Origin of the sequence: Bacillus sp. 22190, from assembly GCF_052045575.1 — a bacterium.
GTDB lineage: Bacteria > Bacillota > Bacilli > Bacillales > Bacillaceae > Bacillus > Bacillus altitudinis.
Window position 1 is genome coordinate 1 of sequence record NZ_JBQEPF010000024.1, and the last position, 21965, is coordinate 21965.

25 protein-coding genes and 1 other annotated feature are annotated in these 21965 nt (G+C 41.3%); of the genes, 15 read left to right on the plus strand and 10 right to left on the minus strand.

Features of this window, described 5'->3' with window-relative positions:
• Positions 1-118: 118 nt before the first annotated feature.
• Positions 119-946 carry a pyrroline-5-carboxylate reductase gene (proC, locus tag ACTJKA_RS19035; protein WP_008342285.1) on the minus strand — a complete coding sequence of 276 codons (828 nt, stop codon included), beginning with the start codon at positions 944-946 and terminating at the stop codon, positions 119-121.
• Between the two features lie 41 nt (positions 947-987).
• Positions 988-1199: a binding site (T-box leader), on the minus strand.
• A gap of 168 nt (positions 1200-1367) precedes the next feature.
• Here proC and ACTJKA_RS19040 point away from each other — a divergent pair.
• Both ACTJKA_RS19040 and ACTJKA_RS19045 read left to right on the plus strand, forming a co-directional pair.
• Positions 1368-2330, plus strand: coding sequence for an MBL fold metallo-hydrolase (locus ACTJKA_RS19040; RefSeq protein ID WP_035390752.1), 963 nt, complete (start codon positions 1368-1370; stop codon positions 2328-2330).
• Positions 2331-3107: an SDR family NAD(P)-dependent oxidoreductase gene (locus tag ACTJKA_RS19045; protein ID WP_025207582.1), complete on the plus strand. Its 777-nt coding sequence runs from the start codon at positions 2331-2333 to the stop codon at positions 3105-3107.
• Positions 3108-3123: 16 nt separating this feature from the next.
• Here ACTJKA_RS19045 and ACTJKA_RS19050 read toward each other — a convergent pair whose 3' ends face one another.
• Positions 3124-3441 (minus strand): VOC family protein, encoded by a 318-nt coding sequence (locus tag ACTJKA_RS19050; RefSeq protein WP_419465657.1) that lies wholly within the window; start codon positions 3439-3441, stop codon positions 3124-3126.
• Positions 3442-3449: 8 nt separating this feature from the next.
• A complete protein-coding gene (locus tag ACTJKA_RS19055; RefSeq protein ID WP_350385565.1) occupies positions 3450-4778 on the minus strand; it encodes a CoA-disulfide reductase in 1329 nt (442 codons plus the stop codon).
• A gap of 188 nt (positions 4779-4966) precedes the next feature.
• On the opposite strand from ACTJKA_RS19055, the gene coaA reads away from it, so the two are divergent.
• Entirely contained in the window at positions 4967-5926 is a 960-nt protein-coding gene (gene coaA / locus ACTJKA_RS19060) for a type I pantothenate kinase (RefSeq protein WP_008342294.1), read from the plus strand.
• Positions 5927-6155: 229 nt separating this feature from the next.
• Here coaA and ACTJKA_RS19065 read toward each other — a convergent pair whose 3' ends face one another.
• The 4 genes from ACTJKA_RS19065 to ACTJKA_RS19080 all read right to left on the minus strand — a co-directional run bounded on the left by ACTJKA_RS19065 (position 6156) and on the right by ACTJKA_RS19080 (position 9801).
• Positions 6156-7391, minus strand: a complete 1236-nt coding sequence (locus tag ACTJKA_RS19065; protein WP_008343828.1) for an MDR family MFS transporter — start codon at positions 7389-7391, stop codon at positions 6156-6158.
• Between the two features lie 231 nt (positions 7392-7622).
• Positions 7623-7967 carry a YolD-like family protein gene (locus ACTJKA_RS19070; RefSeq protein ID WP_017367544.1) on the minus strand — a complete coding sequence of 115 codons (345 nt, stop codon included), beginning with the start codon at positions 7965-7967 and terminating at the stop codon, positions 7623-7625.
• Between the two features lie 15 nt (positions 7968-7982).
• The gene (locus ACTJKA_RS19075; RefSeq protein ID WP_024718949.1) at positions 7983-9215 is read right to left on the minus strand and encodes a DNA polymerase IV; all 1233 of its coding nucleotides are present in this window, start codon (positions 9213-9215) and stop codon (positions 7983-7985) included.
• Positions 9216-9351: 136 nt separating this feature from the next.
• A complete protein-coding gene (locus ACTJKA_RS19080) occupies positions 9352-9801 on the minus strand; it encodes a YfmQ family protein (protein WP_024718948.1) in 450 nt (149 codons plus the stop codon).
• A 286-nt stretch (positions 9802-10087) separates the two neighbouring features.
• Between ACTJKA_RS19080 and ACTJKA_RS19085 the strand changes: the two genes are divergently transcribed.
• Complete coding sequence (locus tag ACTJKA_RS19085; RefSeq protein ID WP_017357931.1) at positions 10088-10567, plus strand: GNAT family N-acetyltransferase; 480 nt, start codon at positions 10088-10090, stop codon at positions 10565-10567.
• A complete protein-coding gene (locus tag ACTJKA_RS19090) occupies positions 10564-11538 on the plus strand; it encodes a GNAT family N-acetyltransferase (protein ID WP_017357930.1) in 975 nt (324 codons plus the stop codon). Before ACTJKA_RS19085 ends, ACTJKA_RS19090 begins: the two co-directional genes overlap by 4 nt.
• A 17-nt stretch (positions 11539-11555) precedes the next feature.
• On the opposite strand, the gene ACTJKA_RS19095 is transcribed toward ACTJKA_RS19090, so the two are convergent.
• Positions 11556-12263 carry an expansin EXLX1 family cellulose-binding protein gene (locus ACTJKA_RS19095; protein ID WP_345910951.1) on the minus strand — a complete coding sequence of 236 codons (708 nt, stop codon included), beginning with the start codon at positions 12261-12263 and terminating at the stop codon, positions 11556-11558.
• 213 nt (positions 12264-12476) lie between these two features.
• Between ACTJKA_RS19095 and ACTJKA_RS19100 the strand changes: the two genes are divergently transcribed.
• From ACTJKA_RS19100 to ACTJKA_RS19110, 3 genes are all read left to right on the plus strand, one after another.
• The gene (locus tag ACTJKA_RS19100) at positions 12477-12803 is read left to right on the plus strand and encodes an iron-sulfur cluster biosynthesis family protein (RefSeq protein ID WP_024718944.1); all 327 of its coding nucleotides are present in this window, start codon (positions 12477-12479) and stop codon (positions 12801-12803) included.
• 12 nt (positions 12804-12815) lie between these two features.
• Positions 12816-13055, plus strand: a complete 240-nt coding sequence (locus ACTJKA_RS19105; protein WP_008343836.1) for a YqkC family protein — start codon at positions 12816-12818, stop codon at positions 13053-13055.
• A gap of 300 nt (positions 13056-13355) precedes the next feature.
• On the plus strand, positions 13356-14618 hold the full coding sequence (locus tag ACTJKA_RS19110; protein WP_024718943.1) for a tetratricopeptide repeat protein: 1263 nt from the start codon (positions 13356-13358) through the stop codon (positions 14616-14618).
• Positions 14619-14642: 24 nt separating this feature from the next.
• Here ACTJKA_RS19110 and ACTJKA_RS19115 read toward each other — a convergent pair whose 3' ends face one another.
• A complete protein-coding gene (locus tag ACTJKA_RS19115) occupies positions 14643-15572 on the minus strand; it encodes an alpha/beta hydrolase (RefSeq protein ID WP_079919587.1) in 930 nt (309 codons plus the stop codon).
• 119 nt (positions 15573-15691) lie between these two features.
• On the opposite strand from ACTJKA_RS19115, the gene ACTJKA_RS19120 reads away from it, so the two are divergent.
• Entirely contained in the window at positions 15692-15916 is a 225-nt protein-coding gene (locus tag ACTJKA_RS19120; protein ID WP_008343840.1) for a YqkE family protein, read from the plus strand.
• 178 nt (positions 15917-16094) lie between these two features.
• On the opposite strand, the gene ACTJKA_RS19125 is transcribed toward ACTJKA_RS19120, so the two are convergent.
• Positions 16095-17021, minus strand: coding sequence for an aldo/keto reductase (locus ACTJKA_RS19125; RefSeq protein WP_322535811.1), 927 nt, complete (start codon positions 17019-17021; stop codon positions 16095-16097).
• A 168-nt stretch (positions 17022-17189) separates the two neighbouring features.
• On the opposite strand from ACTJKA_RS19125, the gene ACTJKA_RS19130 reads away from it, so the two are divergent.
• From ACTJKA_RS19130 to spoIIM, 6 genes are all read left to right on the plus strand, one after another.
• Complete coding sequence (locus ACTJKA_RS19130; RefSeq protein WP_116307106.1) at positions 17190-17747, plus strand: NUDIX hydrolase; 558 nt, start codon at positions 17190-17192, stop codon at positions 17745-17747.
• Positions 17744-18925, plus strand: a complete 1182-nt coding sequence (locus ACTJKA_RS19135; protein WP_058214175.1) for a TIGR00375 family protein — start codon at positions 17744-17746, stop codon at positions 18923-18925. Before ACTJKA_RS19130 ends, ACTJKA_RS19135 begins: the two co-directional genes overlap by 4 nt.
• On the plus strand, positions 18912-19364 hold the full coding sequence (locus tag ACTJKA_RS19140; protein ID WP_008343848.1) for a GNAT family N-acetyltransferase: 453 nt from the start codon (positions 18912-18914) through the stop codon (positions 19362-19364). The genes ACTJKA_RS19135 and ACTJKA_RS19140 overlap by 14 nt, the downstream gene beginning before the upstream one ends.
• Positions 19365-19630: 266 nt before the next feature.
• A complete protein-coding gene (locus ACTJKA_RS19145) occupies positions 19631-19852 on the plus strand; it encodes a hypothetical protein (RefSeq protein ID WP_024718937.1) in 222 nt (73 codons plus the stop codon).
• A 111-nt stretch (positions 19853-19963) separates the two neighbouring features.
• Positions 19964-21094: a S8 family peptidase gene (locus ACTJKA_RS19150; RefSeq protein ID WP_136944831.1), complete on the plus strand. Its 1131-nt coding sequence runs from the start codon at positions 19964-19966 to the stop codon at positions 21092-21094.
• A 115-nt stretch (positions 21095-21209) separates the two neighbouring features.
• Positions 21210-21854: a stage II sporulation protein M gene (gene spoIIM, locus ACTJKA_RS19155; RefSeq protein WP_008344417.1), complete on the plus strand. Its 645-nt coding sequence runs from the start codon at positions 21210-21212 to the stop codon at positions 21852-21854.
• Positions 21855-21965: the final 111 nt, after the last annotated feature.

Genomic DNA, 21965 nt, shown 5'->3' on the forward strand with positions numbered 1-21965 from the left:
TATTCAAACGAAACTAAACAACCAATCACCGATAAACTATCGGCAATTGGCTGTATAAAGGTGTTTTGATTCCTGTCTCAAAAACGGGGGTCAGTCCCAAGGCAGGTGCTTTTCTATATTATTTATACGTACTCGCTGAAAACATGTCGTTTAATTCTGCTGCGCGTTTTGTCGCTGTTTTCACACAATCGACAATCGCTTCTTCAAATTGATAGGAAGCAAGGGTATTCAGTCCTGCTTCTGTCGTTCCACCTTCGCTCGTAATTTCTTTGCGCAATTCAGCAGGTTCCTTACCGCTATCCTGAAGCATATTTGCAGCGCCTGCAATCATTTGACAAATGAGCAATTTCGCTGTCTCTTGGTCCATCCCAAGTTCCGATGCACCTCGCTCCATTCCTTCAATCAAATGATAAATAAAGGCAGGACCGCTGCCTGCAATGGCTGTGACCGCATTCAGCTGTGATTCATCTAAAACCGTCACATGACCGATCGTTTCAAACAGCTGAACTGCTTTTTCCTTTTGCGCCTCTGTGACTTCATCACTGACAGCAATGCCAGTAGCGGATTGTTGTATGGCTGCTGATGTATTTGGCATCGCACGAACCACCGCCGTTTTTGCGCCAGCATAATGCTGAATGGTTTCAATAGAAATGCCGGCTAAAATAGAAATAATCAGCTGTCCATTTAAATGGGGCCTTACTTCAGAAATGCCACTTTCCGCATCTTTTGGTTTTAAAGCAAACACCAGCATATCGGCTTCTTCATAAATAAAGGAACGCGCGAAATCTGTTTTGACTCCATAACGTGCATGTAATTCTTCTAATCGTTTTTCATTTGTTTTATTTGTGACAATGATATCTTCATTTGACATAATGCCGCTCTTTAAAAGACCTTTAATCATAGACTCGGCCATTGAGCCTGCACCAATAAATCCAATTTTACTCATAAGCTGCTCCTCCTTGTAGAAAATAAAAAAACCTCTCGTCTGCAAAGGACGAAAGGTTTTTCGCGGTACCACCCTCAATTAGCATGCAATCATACATACTCAGCTCTAGTCCCTTAACGCGGGAAACGTTTAGGTTTGCCTAACAGCTCAAAGGGCAGGTTCAGCAAATAAGAGGATGGTGAAGTCTTACAGCCGGCGGACCTCACTCTCTTGCATCGTTATTTTGCTTACTAATCCTTGTCATCGCGCATCTTATATTTGTTGTTCATTATGCAACGATGGACAAGTTTGTGTCAATAGGGAAAGATAAAAAAATGACCATCTAAACCGCATGACAGTCTGCCCTTTGCAAGATACAATGAATAAAGAAGAGGAAGTTCAGATGATCTATGAGTTAAAAATCAGGAGATGACGTATAAAAGTGAAAGAAGAAATGATTCAATTATCCATCCCTACACCGTTTGCGGTGGGGGATGTCCATGCATATGTATTAAAAGGCGATGCCGTGACCTTAGTTGATTCCGGACCGATGACACAAGAGGCGCAGCATGCCTTTGTCACGCAATTAAAGGAACATCATTTATCAATAGATGATATTGATCAAGTGGTTTTGACACATCATCATGCAGATCATGTCGGTCTTTTAGATCTGATGAAACCCCATGTCCGTGTCATCGGACACGAGTTGAATGAGCCCTATATTAGTCAGGATGCAGCGTTTAAACAGCGTCAAATCCATTTTATGAATGATTTTTTTCAGCAGTTAGGTGTCCCACTTCGTCAAGGTGAGTGTGAAAGAATGGTGAGGCAGTCCTATACATATTCATGTACGGCACATGTCGATGACGTCATAAAAGAAGGCGATCGTTTGAAGGGACATGAGCACTTCCAAGTGCTGGAGACCCCGGGACATGCACAATCTCATCTTTCTTTTTTAGATGAAACAACAGGGAATTTCATCGGAGGTGATCTGCTGCTTACGACCATTTCTTCCAATCCGTTAATGGAAGCGCCAATGAAAGGAACAGAACGTCAAAAATCGCTGCTTCAATATAAAGCATCACTCGAGCGTTTATTGCATTTGCCCATTCAGGCGATTTATCCAGGGCATGGCCAGCTCATTACCTCTCATCACGAATTGATCGAAGAAAGATTTAAAAAACAGGAAAAACGGGCAAATACGATGTATCAGCTGCTTCAACGAAAGGAAATGACCGCCTTTCATCTTTGTCGCACCCTATTTCCGGGCCTGTATGAAGAAGCATTATTTTTGACAATGTCTGAGACAGTCGGACAACTTGATGTGCTTTTAGCGGCTGGACAAATTGAAGAAGTGCAAAAAGACGGAACCCTCTACTATCGAGCAACTGAAGGAGTGAAATAAATGGGGCGACTAACAGGAAAGAGAATATGGATTACAGGTGCTTCAGGCGGTATTGGTGAAAAGATGGCGTACTTGGCAGCAGCCGAAGGAGCAGAAATCATTGTGTCGGCAAGACGAATTGAAAAGCTCGCAGGTGTAAAAGAAAAGATTATAAGTGCTGGCGGCGTATGTCACATCGTTCAGCTTGATGTCAGTCAGCTTGAGGACATTGATCAAGCCTATCAACAAGTGGGTGCTGTTGATATTTTGGTGAACAATGCCGGCTTTGGTGTGTTCGATCTCGTCGAAGACGCATCCATTGAAGAAATGGTGTCGATGTTTGAGGTCAATGTCTTTGGTTTAATTGCCTGCACAAAAAAGGTCCTTCCTGAGATGAAACAAAGAGGGAAGGGACATATTATCAATATTGCGTCACAGGCAGGCAAAATTGCCACCCCTAAATCCGCCATCTATTCCGCATCAAAGCATGCGGTTCTCGGATTTTCAAACAGCCTCAGAATGGAGCTGGCAGACAGCGGAATTCATGTCACAACCGTCAATCCAGGACCGATTGCCACAGACTTCTTTACCATTGCAGACCGCAGTGGTGAATATGTGAAAAATGTTGATTTTATGATGCTCAGTGCTGACAAGGTAGCAGGGAAGGTCGTATCCGCCATGATGACGAAAAAAAGAGAGATTAATTTACCAGGATGGATGAATGCTGGCAGTAAGTTGTATCAATTATTCCCGTTTTTATTTGAAAAAGCAGCACGTAAAGCGATGATGAAAAAATAACAAAAAAAGAAACCGGTCACAGGCTGGTTTCTTTTTTTGTTTGATGGGGCTCGCTTAAATACTGGTGAAAGTTTTTTAAATCCTTCACAAATAGATCAATCATACTATGCCGAACTCCTGTAAAAGAGTTCATAAAGTAGATTCGTTTCTCGTGTTTTGTTTTGACGAGATAAAAAGAAGGTCCCTCGCCATGAGTAAAAGTGAGCATGGCTGCTTCTTCTGATTGATGTAGAACGATCATCTCTAAAATCTGTTCATACCAAGAGACAGCCCGGGGGATATCAGTCACAGGAATTTCAATAGTAGCAATTTGTTGAATGGTCAATGGCTTCACTCCTTTTTCTATATTCGTCTTGATGCTTGCTGAAGTGGGTCCCATACACTGTTAAAAGGAGGGGCATAGCTAATATCTAAATCTTCAAGGTCTGTCACAGTCAGCCCTTGATAAAGAGCAGTTGCCATGACATCAATTCGTTTATCAACACCTTCTTTACCGATGATTTGTGCGCCAAGCAAGGTGTGATCATCGCTTCTGTAAATCAGTTTCACTTTCATTTTCTCTGCATCTGGGTAATATCCAGCGTGGTCAGTGCTGTCGATAGTGATGGTGGAGAAAGGAAGACCTGCGTCTTTTGCTTCTTTCTCTGATAAACCCGTTCGTCCCGCTGTCACGTCCATAAATTTCATCACTGCTGTGCCGGTTACGCCTTGAAACGTGCGGTTTGTTCCTGTCATATGAAAGCCTGCGATTCTTCCTTGTTTATTTGCTGTCGTGCCGAGCGGAATATAGTCCAGTTCCTTTTTGATACGGTGGTAGGTCGCTGCGCAGTCACCAGCCGCATAGATATCTTGTACATTCGTCTGCATGTATTCATTCACAACAACTGCACCATTTTGAAGTCGCTGAATTCCTGTGCTGTCTAAAAAGGATGTTTGCGGAGTGACGCCAACGGCAATGATGACCATATCTGTTTCAATGGTCTGTTTGTCTGTTTGCACAGCTGTTACATGTGTTTTGCCCTTTAACTTTTGCACTGTTTCACCAAGTACTACTTGAATGCTTTGATTGTCCGCTTCTTCTTTCAGATATTTTGCCATATCGGGATCAAAGCCTGGGCCAAGTGTTGCACCCCGCTGAATGATATGAACGTCTTTGCCTAGCCCTTTTAAATTTTCTGCCATTTCTAAGCCGATATATCCTCCGCCGATGATCGTGATATGTGTGACGTCTTTTTTTAGATTGTCTAAAATAGACAGCGCATGCGGGATTGTTTTTAATACGTGGACACCTTCTAATGAATGACTGTCTAGATCAAGTGTGACGGGGCTTGCTCCTGTCGCAATTAACAGACGGTCATACGTTTCTGTAAAGGGCTCTTTTGTTTTAGAATGAATACCCGATACTGTTTTTTGCTCCGGGTCAATTGAGGTCACTTCGTGTAAGCATCTGGCATCAATTCCGTATTTGTCACGAAAAGTGTCAGCGCTACGTGCGATGAGTTTTCTGTGATGATCAATGAGACCGCCGATCAAGTAGGGGAGTCCGCACTGTCCATATGAGAAAATCTCTCCTTTTTCAAAAGCTACAATTTGTGCGTCTGGATCCTCTCTGTATATTTGCATAGCGCAGCTCATTCCTGCTGCATCTCCGCCAATCATCACATATTTCATTTGGTGTGCTCCCTTCTATCTATCAAACTGAATACTCTTATTTACCCTCATTTTCCTTTATTTAATGCTTTTTTTTCGCAAAAGAAGCAAACTTTCGTTGAAAAATAAAGACAGCGCCTTCATTTTAAGCTACAATCGGATTATCGTCTTTTTGGTTATGAGTTTAGTTTAGATTGGTGGGAAAGACTTTGGGTGACGAACGACTAGATTTTAATACACTATATACACGCCATACGAGAGAGGCATGGGCCGCTCTTGGAGAATATATGCCGGTATCTGTTTCAGAAGAAGAAGTGAGAGCACTTCAAGGATTAAACGACTACTTATCGCTAGAAGAAGTGCGAGATATTTACATACCGCTTATTCGGTTTCTGACATTACATGTCTTTGCAGAAAAACAAAAAAATCAGCATGTCAATGCTTTTTTAAACTACCCGCATCATGCGAAAATCCCTTTTTTAATTGGAATTGCAGGAAGTGTGGCCGTCGGAAAAAGCACGACAGCACGTATTATTGAAACACTTTTATCAAGGCTTGGAGATGGGCTGAAGGTGAGTCTCGTAACAACAGATGGCTTTTTATATCCTCAAAAAGAGTTAAAAGATCGGGGGCTGATGGAAAAGAAAGGCTTCCCGGAAAGCTATGATGTTAAAGCGCTACTTTCGTTTTTAAATGAATTAAAATCAGGGAAACAAACTGTGCATGCACCTGTATATTCACATCTGACCTATGACCGTCTTGAAGGGGTGTATGAAACAGTAGAAGATGCAGATATTGTGATCATTGAAGGGATCAACGTGTTGCAATCACCGGCACTGGATGATCTGAAGGATGAGCCGCGCGTGTTTGTATCAGATTACTTCGATTTTTCGATTTATGTAGATGCCGCTGAGACGCAAATTCAATGCTGGTATAAAGAACGGTTCCGTTTGCTGCGGGAAACAGCCTTCCAAGACCCTGAATCTTTCTTTCATCAATACAAAGATTTGACGGATGAAGAAGCAGATCAGATGGCAAGCACGATTTGGAATACAGTGAACCGGCCAAATTTATATGAAAATATTTTGCCGACAAAATATAGAGCCGATTTGATTTTAAAAAAAGGCGATCAGCATAAGGTGGAAGAGATCGCCATCCGCAGGGTATAAAGAAAACCGCTCAATTGAGAGCGGTTTTAGATTGTTGACAAAGGGCTAAAATGAACTTTATTTTAGCCCTTTGTCTTCTTTTCAGCGTGATAGAAAACCTTTGAAGTCTAGGAAGGACAGCTACTTTTACGGAGCGAATTTGACATTCGTGAGTACCAGCGCGCAGGACTGACAAAGAATGCGAGGGTTTGTCTACACGCTGAAACCGCTCAAATTGAGAGCGGTTTTTTTAATGACCTCCACTTACTTTCACAGCCACGGCAGCAGCCGTTCGTTTTTTTAGGCGGTAGTATCCGATAAGTAAAAACGGAACGCCTGCAGCGGTGACAATCGCCAAGACTGAAAAAATAGAAAGGGGATGGGCTGCGCCAAATAAGTCAATACACAATCCTCCGACAAACGGTCCGACGACGCTGCCGAGCTGAGAAAACCCCATTGCGCCGAAGTATGACCCTTTCACTTCAGGTTTTGCAATATTGTCTACAAACAGATCCATCATCGCAAAGAGTAGCACTTCACCAATCGTAAACACGACAATGATGAAAGCAAGCGTACCGAGACTTTGTGAAAAAGCAATGGCAAACAAACTGCCTGCTAGAAGCACGTTCCCAGTCGTTAACGACAAAATCGTTGAATAGCGCTTAGCGATCATAATTAGCGGGTACTGAACGACAATGACAACCACTGCGTTTAAGGATAAAAGATACCCAAACAGTTTAGGGCCATCCTCAATCATAGGGGATGCCGATAAATATTGAGGCAGTGTTGAGCTTAGGTGTGAATAGCCAAATGAACATAAAGTAACGCCAATGAGGATGATGCTAAAGACCGTATCTTTCTGAATAATGGAAAGAGCTTTTTTGACGCCGATTTGTTTGGTGCTTTCTGGAGCAGCCACTGGATGCTTTTGAAATTGCCATGCCAGCGTTAACCCGTACAACAAGTAAATGAGGGCAGCGACGAGAAATGGAAAAGTCGTTTTTGATGACCCGAGATATAAGCCAAGCAGCGGGCCGAAAATGACACCAATGTTAATAGCCGTATACCGTAAGTTAAAGACAAACAACCGAATGCTCGATGGGGTGACATCGGATAAGAGTGCTTTAGACGTTGGTTCAAACAGCGCCCGGCACAGTCCATTTAAAGCATTCATAAAAAAGAAGACCCAAATGGCATCTGCAAACGCGAAGCCAACAAAGACAAGTGTCCAGCCAAAGATGGATAAAAGCATGACCTTTTTTCTGCCGATTCGGTCGGAAACATAGCCGCCGTAAAAACTCGCAACAATCCCAATAAGAGAGCTGACGGCAATGATCAATCCAGCTGAAGAGGCTGAGGCGCCTTTGACTTGTGTCAAATAAACGGCTAAAAAGGGAATGCTCATGGATGTCGCCATTCGACCAAATATCGTGCCGATGATGATCGTCCAACTAAGTGGATGTAAAGTGCGTAAGTTATTTTTCATGCTGTGTCTCCCCTGAGTTTGTAAGATGTTCCAATCATACATGAAAAATTGTGCAAATTAAATACACAATTTGATGGAGGAGTCATCCGTCAAATGACAGAGAAGCTTGAACCGTTCCGTTCATTCGAAGAGCATATGCCTCGTTTTCAAGGTTTTAAGCCTTGATGGATCATAATTTTTTCAGAAAAACGAAGCGTGTTTTTCAATGATCATGTTTTCGTTTTGCGAAAATCAATTGAGATCGATGGCAATAATTTGATGTAAGGAAAGGTTTAGAACATCTTCGTCATTCACGATTTTCATTTGGCGTGTTTCATAATGAATGGCTTTCACCCAGCCCCAAAATTGTGCTTTCATGCCGGATGAGACATATGTCACGCAAATCGCTTGATCCTCGGTAATCGACTGTGTGATCAAAACATTCATTTCCTCTAGCTGATCGGAGCTGAGCGGTAGAGGTGTATATTCTTTTTTCTTTCGTTTTTGAGCAAGAAGCTGCTCCCGGTGCTCTGGTAGCATCATTCGGCTTGATTCCCACATGATGTTGTATCCAGGTGTTAATTTATTGGGATTCATGCTTGTTCGCCTCCGTTATTTGTAATGCCCGCCAATTTTTTCGGCGCGGTGATATGCCTGCCCTGCGCTTGTCAGTGACGAAGCATGCAATAATGCCGCAGGTCCATATTTCAGATGGATTTCATCAAATACTTTGCTGAGTTGATCTTTCTTCAAATGATGATCAAATAAAGTCAGCTGATAGTGGCTGTCAGGCTGCAGCTGTGAGAGGGTAATGCCTACACTGCGAATGGGCTGACCATCCCAGTGCTGCTGGCATAGCTGAATCGCTGCCTCTGCAATATCTGAGCCATACTGTGTCGGTGAATGAAGCTTCATTTGTCGATGAAAGCCTGTTGGATGTGAAAAATCAGCCCCTCTTACACCAACAGACACTGTTTGACCGAGATAATGCTTAAAACGTGCCCGCCGAGCGACTTCCTCACTCAATTCAAGAAGAGCGACTTTGATCTCCTCAAAAGATGCGTAATCACGGGGAAGGGTCATATGATGCCCAACGGCTTTTTGTTGATCATGTGTGTGAATAGTGACTGGGGAGGGATCGTGTCCTAAAGCTGTTCGCTGCAGAAGCTCCCCATTGATTCCCCAGCGTTTTTTTAATCGGTCTAACGGATAAGTAGCAAGTGTGCCAATGGTACTGATGCCCATTCGTTTCAAATGATGCTCCATTCGTTTGCCGACGCCAAATAATTTTCCAATTGGAAGCGGCCATAAATCAGCAGCAACCCGGTCGGCACTCAGTTCATAGATGCCGGATGTGTTTTTTTTGGCAAAATGGTCACAGGCCATTTTAGCGAGCACTTTATTAGGGCCGATGCCCACACGTGCGTAAATGCCAGTCTGGTTCATAATCGTTGTTTGTATATGTTGAGCGATCTCATGTGGAGAGCCGAATAGTGTAAGACTGCCTGTAATATCAAGAAACTGTTCATCAATGGAATATGGCTCGACAAGGTCTGTGTATTGTTCAAGCAGTTCTGTAATCATGACCGAAACATCGAGATAGCGCTGCATACGTGGACGTACGACCACTGCTTCAGGACATTTCTCCTGTGCTTCCCATAACCTTGATGCATTTTGTACGCCACGTTTCTTCGCGAGAGGGCAGGCTGCCAGGACGACTCCGCTTCTTCGTTCTGGATCTCCAGAGACAATGAGCGGTACATTCTCCAAATGAGGCGCTTCCACCTTCTCAACTGATGCATAAAATGACTGCATATCCACAAGCAGAATGGCTCGTTCATTCATTGTACTTCACCTCTAGGAACGTATGTTCTGTATCTATTGTAAACAACATGAGGTGAAATTCATACTGGTAAATCATTCAAAAGCTGTCCATACAAAAAAGACGAAGTGGTGAACACTTCGTCTCGTCTGCTGATTGTTAGGCATGTGCCATGTTGTGGAATGTTTGGAGCGGTTCAGAACGCAGACGATAAGCCATCAGCTTTTTCTTTGGCTTATGTGTAAACTGCCGAACCACATCCACATGGTCATCATAATGGAACAGATAAAGGGTGACATCATGTTTCCCATGCTTTGTTTGCATAGTAAGCGGCGCTGGCCCTTCATTCGGATGAAGAAAGCGTTCTTCATCACCAGGGTAAATATAATAGCGTTCAATAAAGATCGCATCATTAAAATGTTGAATGATTTCAGATGCTCGCTGCTCATCAAGCGAACGACCTTGAAAAGTAATATTTGTTTGCTCACTTGTTACTTTAGCATGTACGGCGTAGCGGCTAAAAAGGCGCTCAACAACACCAGAAGGCAAAGAGGTGACAAGCAGCTTTAAAAGACTAAACACAACAAGCGAAATAACAACCCAAACCAATCTCATCATCTCCAATAAACATTTGTACCATTTCCTATATGAACCATCTTAACATAACAAATGAATGAAACTTTCGCACAAAAAGTGAACTTTTTGAAATAAGTGTGAAGATTTAAAAGGAGATGGCGGCTGAAAGACGAAGAACCAACAAGTGAACATGAAAAAAGACTGGCATACTGTCTTTACAATCATTTGATCAGACAGGTAGACTATTGAAACAATCGTATTTTTGAGAAAAAATTAATTCAAGCAAGGAAAGCCAAAATGAAAAAGGGGCGAGGCCATCATGATACGTCAAGTGAAACCGTCAGATTTTTACGCAGTCACATCCGTCATTCAAAGCTGGTGGGGAGGCAGAGATTTGCGTGCAAAATTGCCAAAGCTCTTTTTTGAACATTTCCAGCAAACAAGTTTTGTTATCGTTGAAAAGGGAGAGCTGATCGGCTTTTTGGTTGGTTTTTTATCACAATCTCATTCGGATGAAGCCTATATTCACTTTGTTGGCGTCCACCCAGATCACCGTAAATTAAAGATAGGTAAAATTCTCTATCAAGCTTTTTATGAAGCGGCTGAAAAGGAAGGAAGAACAACAATTAAAGCTGTCACAGCTCCTATCAATAAAGTCTCCATTGCTTATCATACAAAACTCGGGTTTCAGATAGAAAAGGGAGATAAAACAGTAGATGGCATCTCAGTCTTTTCAGATTACGATGGCATTCATGAAGACCGTGTGTTATTTGTGAAGAAGCTGGAGGCGATGAAATGATTGTTCATTTAGATCACACAATAAGTGATGTAGCAAAGCAGATCTTACATATTCAACTAGCTGCATACCAACAAGAAGCTGAACAAATTGGCTATGCTGATCTTCCGCCATTAAAAGAGACCGTTCAAGATGTCATGAGAGCAAAAGAGCAATTTATTGGTTTTCAGCAAGATGATATCTTATTAGGTGTAGCCTCTTATGAAGAGCTGGAAGATTGTTTGATCATTAGTCGATTGGCTGTGCATCCAAAAGCGCTAAAGCAGGGTATTGGAACAAGACTTATGTCCACAATCATAGAGAAGAATGTCCCGATAGAACTGACCACAGGGCAAGAAAACACCCCTGCAAAAAGGCTATATGAAAAATTGGGGTTTTTTGAAACAAATGTGATTCATGTGGCAAAAGAGCTCACCCTATCAAAAATGAAATGGACACCGCGACGCAAGGTTGAGGTTGTCGAATTCAAAAAAGAATGGCATGAAGAATTCCGTCAAGAAAAGCAGCGACTCAAGCAAATCATTCAAAAGAGCTGGATAGAAGGATACCATATTGGCAGCACGTCAGTTACAGGACTTGTTGCCAAACCAATTATAGATATATTAATAGAAGTAAGCGATATAGAAGAGATTGATAGAGAAAAAGAGAGATTTGAACACCTTGGATACGAAGCGCTCGGTGAAAATGGTATAAAAGGGAGACGTTTTTTTCAAAAGGGTGGCTTGAATCGTACGCATCATGTCCATGTTTATGAAAGAAATCATCCTGATGTGAAAAGACATTTATTGTTTCGAGATTACTTAAGAGTCCACCCAGAACGAGCTGTAGCGTATGCGTCTGTCAAGGAACAATTAGCAAATCAGTATCCGGAAGATATACAAAGCTATATGGCAGGAAAGAATGAAATCATAAAAGAAATAGAAAATGAGGCATATCGCTGGGATAGAGAAGGAAGAGAGGAAGCTCTTAAATAAGCTGCCTCTTCTCCTCGTTAATTAGGAAGCTGAACATTGCCTTTTACAATATAGGCCTGTGAAGCAGCAGTAGACGGAAGAGCGGGTAATTGATCCTTTACTATGACCCCGCGGATATCTGTGATTCGAACAGGAAGAGATGTAGACCCCATATGAAAGCCAAGGAAATGGTTGTAGTCTGTCTTTTCCATGTTCACCCATTTTCCATCTTTGTAATATTCCATTTTCATAATCGGATATTTATGATTGCGTACTTGAATCGCAGCCCACCACTCACTGCTACCTTCTTTTATTCTGTAAGCTACATTTCCGCTAATCGGTGCTTTTATAATTTTCCAACTAATCGGGATTTTCCCATCTTCCATATTGCCAATTTTGGTAAAGGCATTAGGAGAAAGATCAAGAGCTCCTTTTGCTCCTTCTGGATATTTATCGGTTACATACACAACGGTTTTTCCTTTTGGCCCCGTTACTTCAAGGTAAGCCCCTGCAAGTGCCGCATTTACCCCTTTATAGTTATAGTCATGGGGATTTAAAGCTGTAATTTTCATGTCAGAGGGAATAGGATCTAATAAAGCGGCGCCCCCTGAGTAACCAGATCCCGTATAAGTCGCATAGCTTTCTCGTACTTCATCAAGGATAGATGCCGCTTTCATGTTTGGCATAGTGAAACTCAACATCAATATCAGCGCCCCGATAAAGCAGAGAGATAATCTTTTTTTCACGATCTAAAACCTCCTGTTTCTTCTTTTTAAAATTGATAGCGTCATCAGTATAATTCTAAAAAACAGGATGCAGAAAGAGCCAATAGATAGATATAATCCTAGTGAGAAGAGCGTGTATTTCAAAGAGTATGACTTTCGGATTTAGTCGTGTGTCATGTTTTATGGTGTTTTATGTGTTACAATGTAAGAATCAATTTAAAAAGGATGTTCGCCATGTATATTCACATCACAGAACTGGCTAAAACGTATATAGAGAAACAGCAAACAGGAAACGAAACGAAGGAATTACTGCTTCGCTACGATTCAGAAGGTTGTGGCTGTGCAGTGAGTGGCGTACCGATGCTTTGGTTAACAAGTGAAAGAACAGGTGAATGGGAACCACTTAAAAATAGCCAACATTTAAAACTATATATACACACAGCACAAAAGGTGTTTTTTGACGAGGAAATGACGATTGATTTTAATGAAAAAGCCAATACACTTATGTTGAAAAGTCCTCAACAAATACTCAGCCCGAGAATGGGTATACTTGTAAAGTAAGGTGGAAACGTAGTGGATCAAAAGCTGAAAGTGATACAAAATACGGCACAAAATAAAACGTGGGTGTCGTTTTTAAATAATAATCATCCATATAGCCTTTTGCACTGGTCAATCGGTGGAATGGATTCAGTAAAAAAGGACGTCTGGCTTCTCCAAGATGAAGTCACATTTGAAACGGAAGAATTTCCAACGCTTGAATTAGCAGTCAGTTGGATAAAAGAGAATATGGAACACGTAACAGATGTGTTATAAGCCCTTTGCTGAAGAGGGCTTTTTTTGTGCTATCATCATCTCATCAAACAGGAGAACTGTCTAATTTGAAAAATGAGATTTTTCAACGATAAAAAGTCATTTTTAACAAACATTTCGACAAAATGAGAAAAATAGAAAGAGAAAAGGAGAGGCTGTAAATGCCGAAAAATCGGCAATGGAAGCGGTTATTGCGGGATACCGAAAACTTTACGAAAAACGACATTTCATATTTCTTCCATTCGAGGAAATATGATAGAATACAACATGTATCGTACATGAGGAGGGAGGTGCTAAGGTGAATTGAAGCTCAAGCTGTCATCGCCTCAGGTTGGAATCAAAATAAACGAATGGTATAGGCAGATTTGCGGATTTCATGTCATGAAAGCAGAGAAGCTAAAGGCCGAGATCGAGCAGGAAATCCTTGAGATGGAGCAAGATCAGAACTTGCTGCTTTTTTACCAGCTGATGGATTTTCGACATAAGGTCATGCTTGAATATTTTGAACCGGCAAAAAAAGCCTCGAATGATGAGGAGATTAAGAAGCTTCTAGAAACGATTGAACATTCGCAGACCAAATTAACAGATATGCTTGAATACTATGTTCATTTTTTTACAGGAATGTTTGAATTTGAACAGAGAAACTATTTGAGCGCCATTGCTTATTACCGTTCCGCAGAAAAAAAGCTCAATCTCATATCAGATGATATAGAAAGAGCAGAATTTTATTTTAAATTAGCAGAAATATACTACCACATGAAACAAACCCACTTTTCGATGCACTATGCTTTGCAAGCGTTAGATACGTACTCTGCCTACAGAACGTACACGCTGAGAATCATCCACTGTGAATTTGTCATCGGTGCAAACTATGATGATTTGAAATGCTATGAACATGCATTGCCCTACTTTAAAAATGCTCTAAAGCGAGCACGCTCAATTGGAAACCCCCGAGTCATAGGTTCGGCCCTTTTCAACTTAGGTAACTGCTATTACCAAATGAACGATCTTGCTACAGCAAGTCGCTATCTCAAAGACTCTCTTGAAGTGTTTGAAAAGGAGAATTTAACCCATCTGAATCGCTCTCTAGACCCACTATTTATGCTGACCCAAATCCTGTTTAAACAAAAACAAATAGAAGAGTCGTTAACCCTCTATCAACAAGGTATTATGAAAGCCTGTGAATTAGAAGATGAAATTTACATCTGCAAGTTTCAGTTTTTAAAAGCATTATACGTTGATGCAGAAATAAAAATCATAGACGATACATTAGATTTGTTGGAGGACAAGCGCTTATACCCAGATATTGAGGAACTGGCACTTGATGCGGCTCATTATTATAATGAGCTTGGATTATTTGAAGTTTCTACCCGGTATTACGAAAGGAAAATTCAAGCCATATCAAAAATTCAAAATGGAGGTCATTTATATGAAAATGAGTTTGATAGTTCTTTTATTGGCAGCAACTGCAGGGTTATCGGTCATGAGTCAGCAGCAATCGGAAGAGAGCCATATGGAGCTGGCGGGCAGACACCATACAACAGTGGTGACTATCGTATAAGTTAGCAAAAAGAGGAGACGAACGGCTGTTCATTCTCCTCTTTCATTTTGATTGAATTGAAATGCTTCCAGAAATGCTTCGACCTCTTGTTCATAGACTTCCTTATTGTCACTATAAGACATCGCATGCGCACCATGTGGCGCAATAAATAGCCGTTTATCACCTTTTTTGCGTGCGTATAACTGCTCGCTTTGCTCACAAGGGATATAGTCATCATGGAGACTATGAATAAAAAGGATAGGTTCTTTCACCTGATCGATTACATCAAGTGGAGAAACTTGTCGAATGCTGTATCCGTCCCGCCATTTCAACACTTGATCACTTAGTGGAAGAATCCACTGTCCTGAAAGACGAAAATCCGTTTTTAATCGATACAGAAGCTGATCCTCAAAAGAAGCAAAAGGACAATCAGCGATGTAAAAATTGGCGTTTGCATCCGGTTTAGCAGCATATAATAAAGTTGTGACTGCGCCCATCGATTCTCCGTGTATCCCAATGATTGCTTTTTCCCCAAGCTTTTTTCTCAGCCACTTGACGACTTGAGCCAAATCCTCTTTTTCATAATATCCATAGCTCGTTGTTTTTCCGCCGCTCATCCCATGTCTTCTATGATCATAAAGCAGCACATTCCATCCAAGCTTTTGGAATAATTTCATATACTTCACGGAATTGATCAAACTGACGGTAACCCCGTGACAAAGAACGATGGTGCGTGTTGTATGAGGGAGCGGTACAAAATAGCCATGAAGATCGTAACCAAATGCTGAAGGAATACAAACTTTCTCTTTTTGCAGCTGTTGAAACTCCTCGTGATGATAGTGCCCTTCATCTGATTCTCGTTTGATGAGCTCTTCATCCGTTAATTTTCGTATATACATCATTTTATTGGTAAAAAAAATGCCGATTGCAGCGAGTGGAAATAATACCAAGGCGAGTATAGCGAGCCATTTCTTCTTCAAGCTGATTCTTCCTTTCCGAAGGGTTTCTATGAAGATCATACCACATGTTGGGAGTTTGGCGTGACTCTTGCTGAGCAAATAAAACGGATGATACACTAAAGCAAAAGGAGAGAGGCAGAGTGAAAAAGACCAATCAAGATCAAGCAAAGCTAAAGGACGGCATAAAGGATGATGTGAAACAGCAGCTCCTTCAAATGAAGCAGAACCTGGCCGCTGAGACAGAAAAAAGAGAAGAACAAAAACGACAAGACCTCCTTCGGCAACAGAAAGAAAAAGAAAAAAATAAAAGCTTCTCAGAGCTGCTAGATGAAAGTCATTTAGACTGGAGAAAGTATAAAAGTTAAAAAAGGGAGCTACGATGCTCCCTTTTTTATGTTATATCATTGAGATGAATACATACTACATGAGCCTGAGAGAAAACACGTCTGACTCCCTCGTATCGCTTCATTTCAGAATCGCACCATCAATAGGGTTGTACATTAAAACAAAACATAAGTGGCAAGCTGTTCTTCCATTTGTCTTCTATTGATTCAAACGATGCGCCTCATACACAGACTGTTTTGTGAAATATGACAAAGCTTTTACTTCTTGGTCGCTTAATGAACGTGCATTTGCCGCTGCCACATTTTCTTTTAACTGTTTCACCGAGCTTGCGCCAAAAACAACAGAGCTGACTGCAGAATGCTTGAGCAAGTATTGAATGGACAGCTCTGTCAGTGATAGGTCATAAGCGACTTTCTTTAACGAAGGGATGATTTGCTGGAGCTCTTCAAATGAATAGTCAAGATACCCGTTCTTTTGAATCGCCGCACTTGCTTGCGAAAGGGGTTTTTCTGTTAATAATCCTTTTGCTAAAGGACCTCTTGCCACGACACTAATGCTTTGTTCTTCAAGAAGAGAAAACCATTCTTCTGGGCGGCGGTCGAGTAAACTATATTGCATCATCACACTCACGATGTTTGATTTTTTGGCGTATTCTTTAATGACATTTGGACGGATCGACGATATGCCGTAATAGCGAATGACACCTTCTTCAACCAATTCTTCAAATGCCTCGATGGTTTCGTCAATTGGATCGTCAATTGTGCCGCCATGCAATTGATATAAATCAATATAATCTGTTTGAAGTCGTTTCAGGCTTTGTTTCACTGCCTCTTTTATATATGCTTTTGAAGGATTCCAATCCCAGCCAGGTTTGCCTTTTTCAAAGCGGTTGCCGCCTTTTGTGGCCAAAATCAGATCTTGGCGTCTGTTCTTAATGGCTTCCCCGACGATTTCCTCATTTGTTCCAAAATCATATAAATCAGCTGTATCCAAATAGTTAATCCCAAGATCAATGGCTTCATCTAATAAAGAGAGCGCTTTTTCTTTTTCAGTCCCAAGGGACATACATCCTAGTGCCGCCTCACTAACCAAGAGATCAGAGGTGCCAATTCGTCTTTTTTTCAATTCAATCACACTCCTATCCTTTCACATTAAGTGAAACAATTCTGGAATTCAAGCTAGGTGATTTCAAAAGGCGCATTGAAGCAGGCATCCGCATTTTGGCTTCTCCTAAAACATCTATGTTAAAATGAATGAAGTAAAAAGTGAAAGTAGAACGAGGAGCTGACAAAATTGAAGGACTTTGAAGAAAAAACATTATCGTCAAAAACATTATATAACGGAAAAATCATTGACTTGGTTCTTGAAGATGTAGAATTGCCGAACGGAAAACCAGGCAAACGCGAAATCATTAAACATCCAGGTGCAGTAGCAGTCATTGCACGTACAGACGAAAATAAAATCATTTTGGTCAAGCAATACCGTAAAGCACTGGAGAGATCCATCGTTGAGATTCCGGCTGGAAAATTAGAAAAAGGAGAAGAGCCGGCACATACAGCACTGAGAGAATTAGAAGAAGAAACAGGTTATACAACTCAGGCGCTCCAAAAGCTGACAGCCTTTTATACATCACCAGGGTTTGCGGATGAAATTGTTCACATCTACCTTGCTGATCAGCTCGTCCCGCTTGAAGAAAAACGAGAGCTGGATGAGGATGAATTTGTCGAAGTGATGGAAGTTTCACTAGAAGAAGCACTGCACCTCATCGAAAAACAACATATTTATGATGCGAAAACAGCCTATGCCATTCAATACTTACAATTGCAAGAGGTACTTAAGTCTACAAAATGAGGGAATTCTTTGCAGATATCCATATTCATATTGGTCGAACAAGAACAGGCAGGGCTGTCAAAATTACAGGTGCAAGGTCACTGACCATTGACCAAATTCTCATTGAAGCGTCTCAAAGTAAAGGGATGGGAATGATTGGTGTGATTGATGCACAATCTCCTGAAGTCCTAGAAGAATTGATAGAAGGTGTAGAGGAAGGCATATACACGGAACTAAGCGATGGCGGGTTATCATTTGGAAAGACCGTTTTGCTTTTAGGCAGTGAGCTAGAAATCAATGATGACCAATCAAAAGGTCCGATTCATGTGCTTGCCTTTATGCCCACGCTTCGTAAAATGTCTGAGTTTTCCGCATGGCTTTCTCTTCATATGAAAAATGTGCATTTGAGTTCACAGCGGTTATATGTGGATGGGAGAACGCTTCAGCATAAGGTGAAGGAACTAGGGGGATTATTTATTCCTGCCCATATTTTTACGCCACATAAAAGTTTATACGGCAAAGGGGTCAATACGTCTTTAACCGAAGTATTCGATCCAGAACTCATTGATGCTGTTGAGCTTGGCCTTAGCTGTGATACGTCTATGGCCTCCCAGCTAAGTGAGCTAAACCGTTATTCTTTTTTAACAAATTCAGATGCCCATTCTTTAGGGAAAATTGCGCGGGAATATACGAAGATCCGAATGGATCATGCCTCCTTTGCTGAATTTGAGCTAGCGCTTCAAGGAAAAGATGGCAGAAATATCACTGGAAATTATGGGCTCGCTCCGCGGCTCGGAAAGTATTATCATACGACCTGTGAGAAATGCGGGGTAAGACCTGACAGTCAGGAGCAAGAAAAGTGCCAAGCATGCGGCCATACCCGAATGACAAAAGGGGTGAGTGAGCGGTTAAAGGAGCTTGCTGACCAAGAAAGTGACAAAGGAATAAGGCCTCCTTATGTTCACCAGCTTCCCCTTCAATTTATTCCAGGTGTTGGAGCCAAAACGTTAGAAAAGTTAAAAGCTGTCTTTCATACAGAGATGAATATTCTTCATCAAGCAACAGAACAAGAATTAAAAGCGGTCCTGCCTGAGAAAACAGCCGATTACATCATCAAAGCAAGAAAAGGTGAAGTTGGACTGATCGCTGGCGGAGGCGGAGTCTACGGTAAGGTGGATATCAATCATGAATCAACTTAAATGGACATGTCACACATTTGAACAACTGTCTAAAGAGGACCTTTACTTGATTTTAATGGAAAGGGTAAATGTGTTTGTTGTAGAACAAACATGTCCTTATCCTGAAATTGATCATCGTGATCAAGAGGCGCTGCATGTCATCGCAAAAGAGAACGGCACGATTGTGGCTTATTGCCGCATTTTCCAAAGCGGGATCATGTACAAAGAGGCATCCATTGGCCGTGTCCTTGTGACGAAGACCGGCCGGAAAAAAGGTTACGGGAAGATCCTGCTCGATCAGGCGATAAAAAAGCTCAGTGAATTAGGCGAAACAAAGATTAAAATCCAAGCACAGGCTTATTTGAAATCGTTCTACGAATCGTTTGGCTTCGAAGCTGTCTCAGATTGTTATGATGAGGATGGAATTCCGCATCTTGATATGGTGAGAAAAGAAAGATAGGCGTGTATACGTCTATCTCAGCGTGTAGACAAACCCTCGCATTCTTTGTCAGTCCTGCGCTCGGTGCTCACGAATGTCAAATTCGCTCCGTGAAAGTAGCTGTCCTTCCTAGACTGCAAAGGTTTTCTATCACGCTGAAAAGAAGACAAAAGGCTAAAATCAAGTACATTTTAGCCTTTTGTCAACAATTTGAGATAGACGTGTATACGTCTATCTTTTTTAGGTGCTTTCATGTATCATAACGACAACGAAAGGGGTTTTGCGAAATGGGAAAAAGCAAAGCAAAGAAAAAGAGAGAACACCTTCAAAGGCAGCACAGTCGAAATCCAGAACAATCGAGAGGAAATATACCGCATTTTAGTACACACGAAAGAAAGACAAAAACAAAACAAGAAGCCTTGCAGCATATGATGAAAAAACATAAAGGTAGGAATGCTTATGATCGCTATGAACAGGATCATAAGCATTTTTATTTTGCTTTTTTGTGACAAGTAGATCAAATAATTGGAAAAATTTTAAAAAATAGGACAAACGGTCGTTTCTTTTTGTCTAAAAATGTAGTTAAATGACAAAAAGAAATGAAAGGGAGAGTGGGTATCGTGAAGGTCAAATCATTTGGAGCAGGGCTTTGTATGGCAAGTATGCTGCTGGCATCGATGACATTCGGCGCATCAGATGTATCTGCAAAGGATCAAGCAAAAAAAGAGTATATGATCGGTTTTTCTTCTTCCGTTCAAGACAAAACACAAAAACAGCTTGTTGAAAAAGCTGGCGGTCATGTGAAAGAATCAATAGATAAAATAGATATGATGAAAGTTTCGTTGAACGAAGCATCAAAAGAAAAACTACATCAAGCAAAAGAAGTTACTTTTATTGAGGAAGACCAAAAAGCAAAAACAAGCGGTCAAAGCGTCCCTTATGGTATCAAAAGCATTAAAGCACAAAAGGTACATAAACGAGGATATGCCGGACAGAATGTCAAAGTAGCTGTTCTTGACAGTGGAATCGACGGCAAGCATGAAGATTTACATGTAACTGGTGGTGTCAGCTTTGTTCCAACAGAGTCCGATCCGCTCGTTGACCCGCATGAACACGGAACCCACGTTGCAGGCACGATCGCAGCATTAGATAATAAGGTAGGCGTCGTTGGTGTGGCTCCAAAAGCTTCGATCTATGCGGTGAAAGTGGCAGATGAAAATGGTGACGGCTACTATAGCTGGATCATTAAAGGCATTGAATGGGCGATTGAGAATGAGATGGATGTCATCAATATTAGTATGGGGGGAGCAAGTGAATCGGAGGCGCTGAAAGAAGCGGTAGATCGAGCATATGACAACGGGATTCTCATTGTCGCATCTGCAGGAAATGCTGGGAGCTACGGGTCACTTAATACGATAGATTACCCGGCCAAATACAGCTCTGTCATGGCAGTCGCATCTGTGGATCAACGAAAGCAAAGAGCCTTTGATTCCTCTGTTGGGGAAGAAGTGGAAGTATCAGCACCAGGCGTTTCAACATTAAGTACCATTCCTCATAACGAATATGGATATAAGAGTGGAACGTCTATGGCATCACCTCATGTAGCTGGTGCTGCGGCAGTCATTCTATCAAAACATCCGAATCTGACAAATGATGAAGTGCGTGAAAGGCTGACAAAAACGGCAACAAAACTTGGCGAACCTTTTTATTATGGCGCTGGGCTTGTGAACGTACAAAAAGCTGCACGATAAAGGAAACGAGAAAGCAGTGTACAGCTGCTTTCTCGTTTTTCTTTTCATAAAACTGTCATGTTTCGTCTGCTCTCTCATAGAATCTAGTAACCTTTACTATTTGGGAGGAAGGCGCATGCGAAAAAAGTCTTGGAAAGAACATCTTCTTCAGCACGTGAAAGATCATGTATCAATTTATTTGTTTGTTTCTGTACTATTTTTAATGGGCGTCATTTTTGGAGCCATTATCGTCAATAGTATGACAATGAGTCAGAAAGAGGACTTATTCTATTATTTAAATCAATTTTTTGGTCAACTGACGAATGAGAAAGCAGCAGAATCAAAAGAAATGTTTTTGCAAAGCTTTTTACATCATATGAAATATTTGGGCCTCATGTGGATACTCGGAATTTCCATCATTGGCCTGCCGCTTATTTTTCTTATGATTTTTTTAAAAGGGATTGTAGTTGGGTTTACTGTCGGTTTTTTGGTCAATCAAATGGGGCTTAGCGGTTTTTTTCTATCTTTTGTCTCGGTGCTTCCTCAAAATATCTTGCTCATTCCAGCGTATTTAGTGATCGGAACTTGTGCGATTGCGTTCTCCATTCGTTTAATTGGTCAGCTTTTTATGAAAAAAACCATCAGTCAAGCGCCAATCCATTGGTTTGGCCGGTATGCTTCTGTCCTACTGATGATTTTAACCCTCGCTGCTCTTTCGTCCTTTTTTGAATCATACTTATCATTCATGCTGATGAAAAAGCTGGCAGGTGTTCTGTTTTGATGATTTTATAATCGTTATTAAATAATAATCAATTTATTTATCAATTTAAAATGATTATAGTTGGCTCTCTGCACATCATTTGATATAATGATCAAGTAATGTGGCGTAGGA

Coding starts and splice junctions, on each gene's coding strand:
- ACTJKA_RS19055 (WP_350385565.1), bottom strand. CDS start 4,778: ATGAAATATGTGATGATTGGCGGAGATGCAGCAGGAATGAGCTGCGCT.
- ACTJKA_RS19145 (WP_024718937.1), top strand. CDS start 19,631: ATGGGAAAAAGCAAAGCAAAGAAAAAGAGAGAACACCTTCAAAGGCAG.
- ACTJKA_RS19070 (WP_017367544.1), bottom strand. CDS start 7,967: ATGAATCCCAATAAATTAACACCTGGATACAACATCATGTGGGAATCA.
- ACTJKA_RS19065 (WP_008343828.1), bottom strand. CDS start 7,391: ATGAAAAATAACTTACGCACTTTACATCCACTTAGTTGGACGATCATC.
- ACTJKA_RS19100 (WP_024718944.1), top strand. CDS start 12,477: ATGTATATTCACATCACAGAACTGGCTAAAACGTATATAGAGAAACAG.
- ACTJKA_RS19085 (WP_017357931.1), top strand. CDS start 10,088: ATGATACGTCAAGTGAAACCGTCAGATTTTTACGCAGTCACATCCGTC.
- ACTJKA_RS19140 (WP_008343848.1), top strand. CDS start 18,912: ATGAATCAACTTAAATGGACATGTCACACATTTGAACAACTGTCTAAA.
- ACTJKA_RS19075 (WP_024718949.1), bottom strand. CDS start 9,215: ATGAATGAACGAGCCATTCTGCTTGTGGATATGCAGTCATTTTATGCA.
- ACTJKA_RS19090 (WP_017357930.1), top strand. CDS start 10,564: ATGATTGTTCATTTAGATCACACAATAAGTGATGTAGCAAAGCAGATC.
- ACTJKA_RS19135 (WP_058214175.1), top strand. CDS start 17,744: ATGAGGGAATTCTTTGCAGATATCCATATTCATATTGGTCGAACAAGA.
- ACTJKA_RS19045 (WP_025207582.1), top strand. CDS start 2,331: ATGGGGCGACTAACAGGAAAGAGAATATGGATTACAGGTGCTTCAGGC.
- spoIIM (WP_008344417.1), top strand. CDS start 21,210: ATGCGAAAAAAGTCTTGGAAAGAACATCTTCTTCAGCACGTGAAAGAT.
- proC (WP_008342285.1), bottom strand. CDS start 946: ATGAGTAAAATTGGATTTATTGGTGCAGGCTCAATGGCCGAGTCTATG.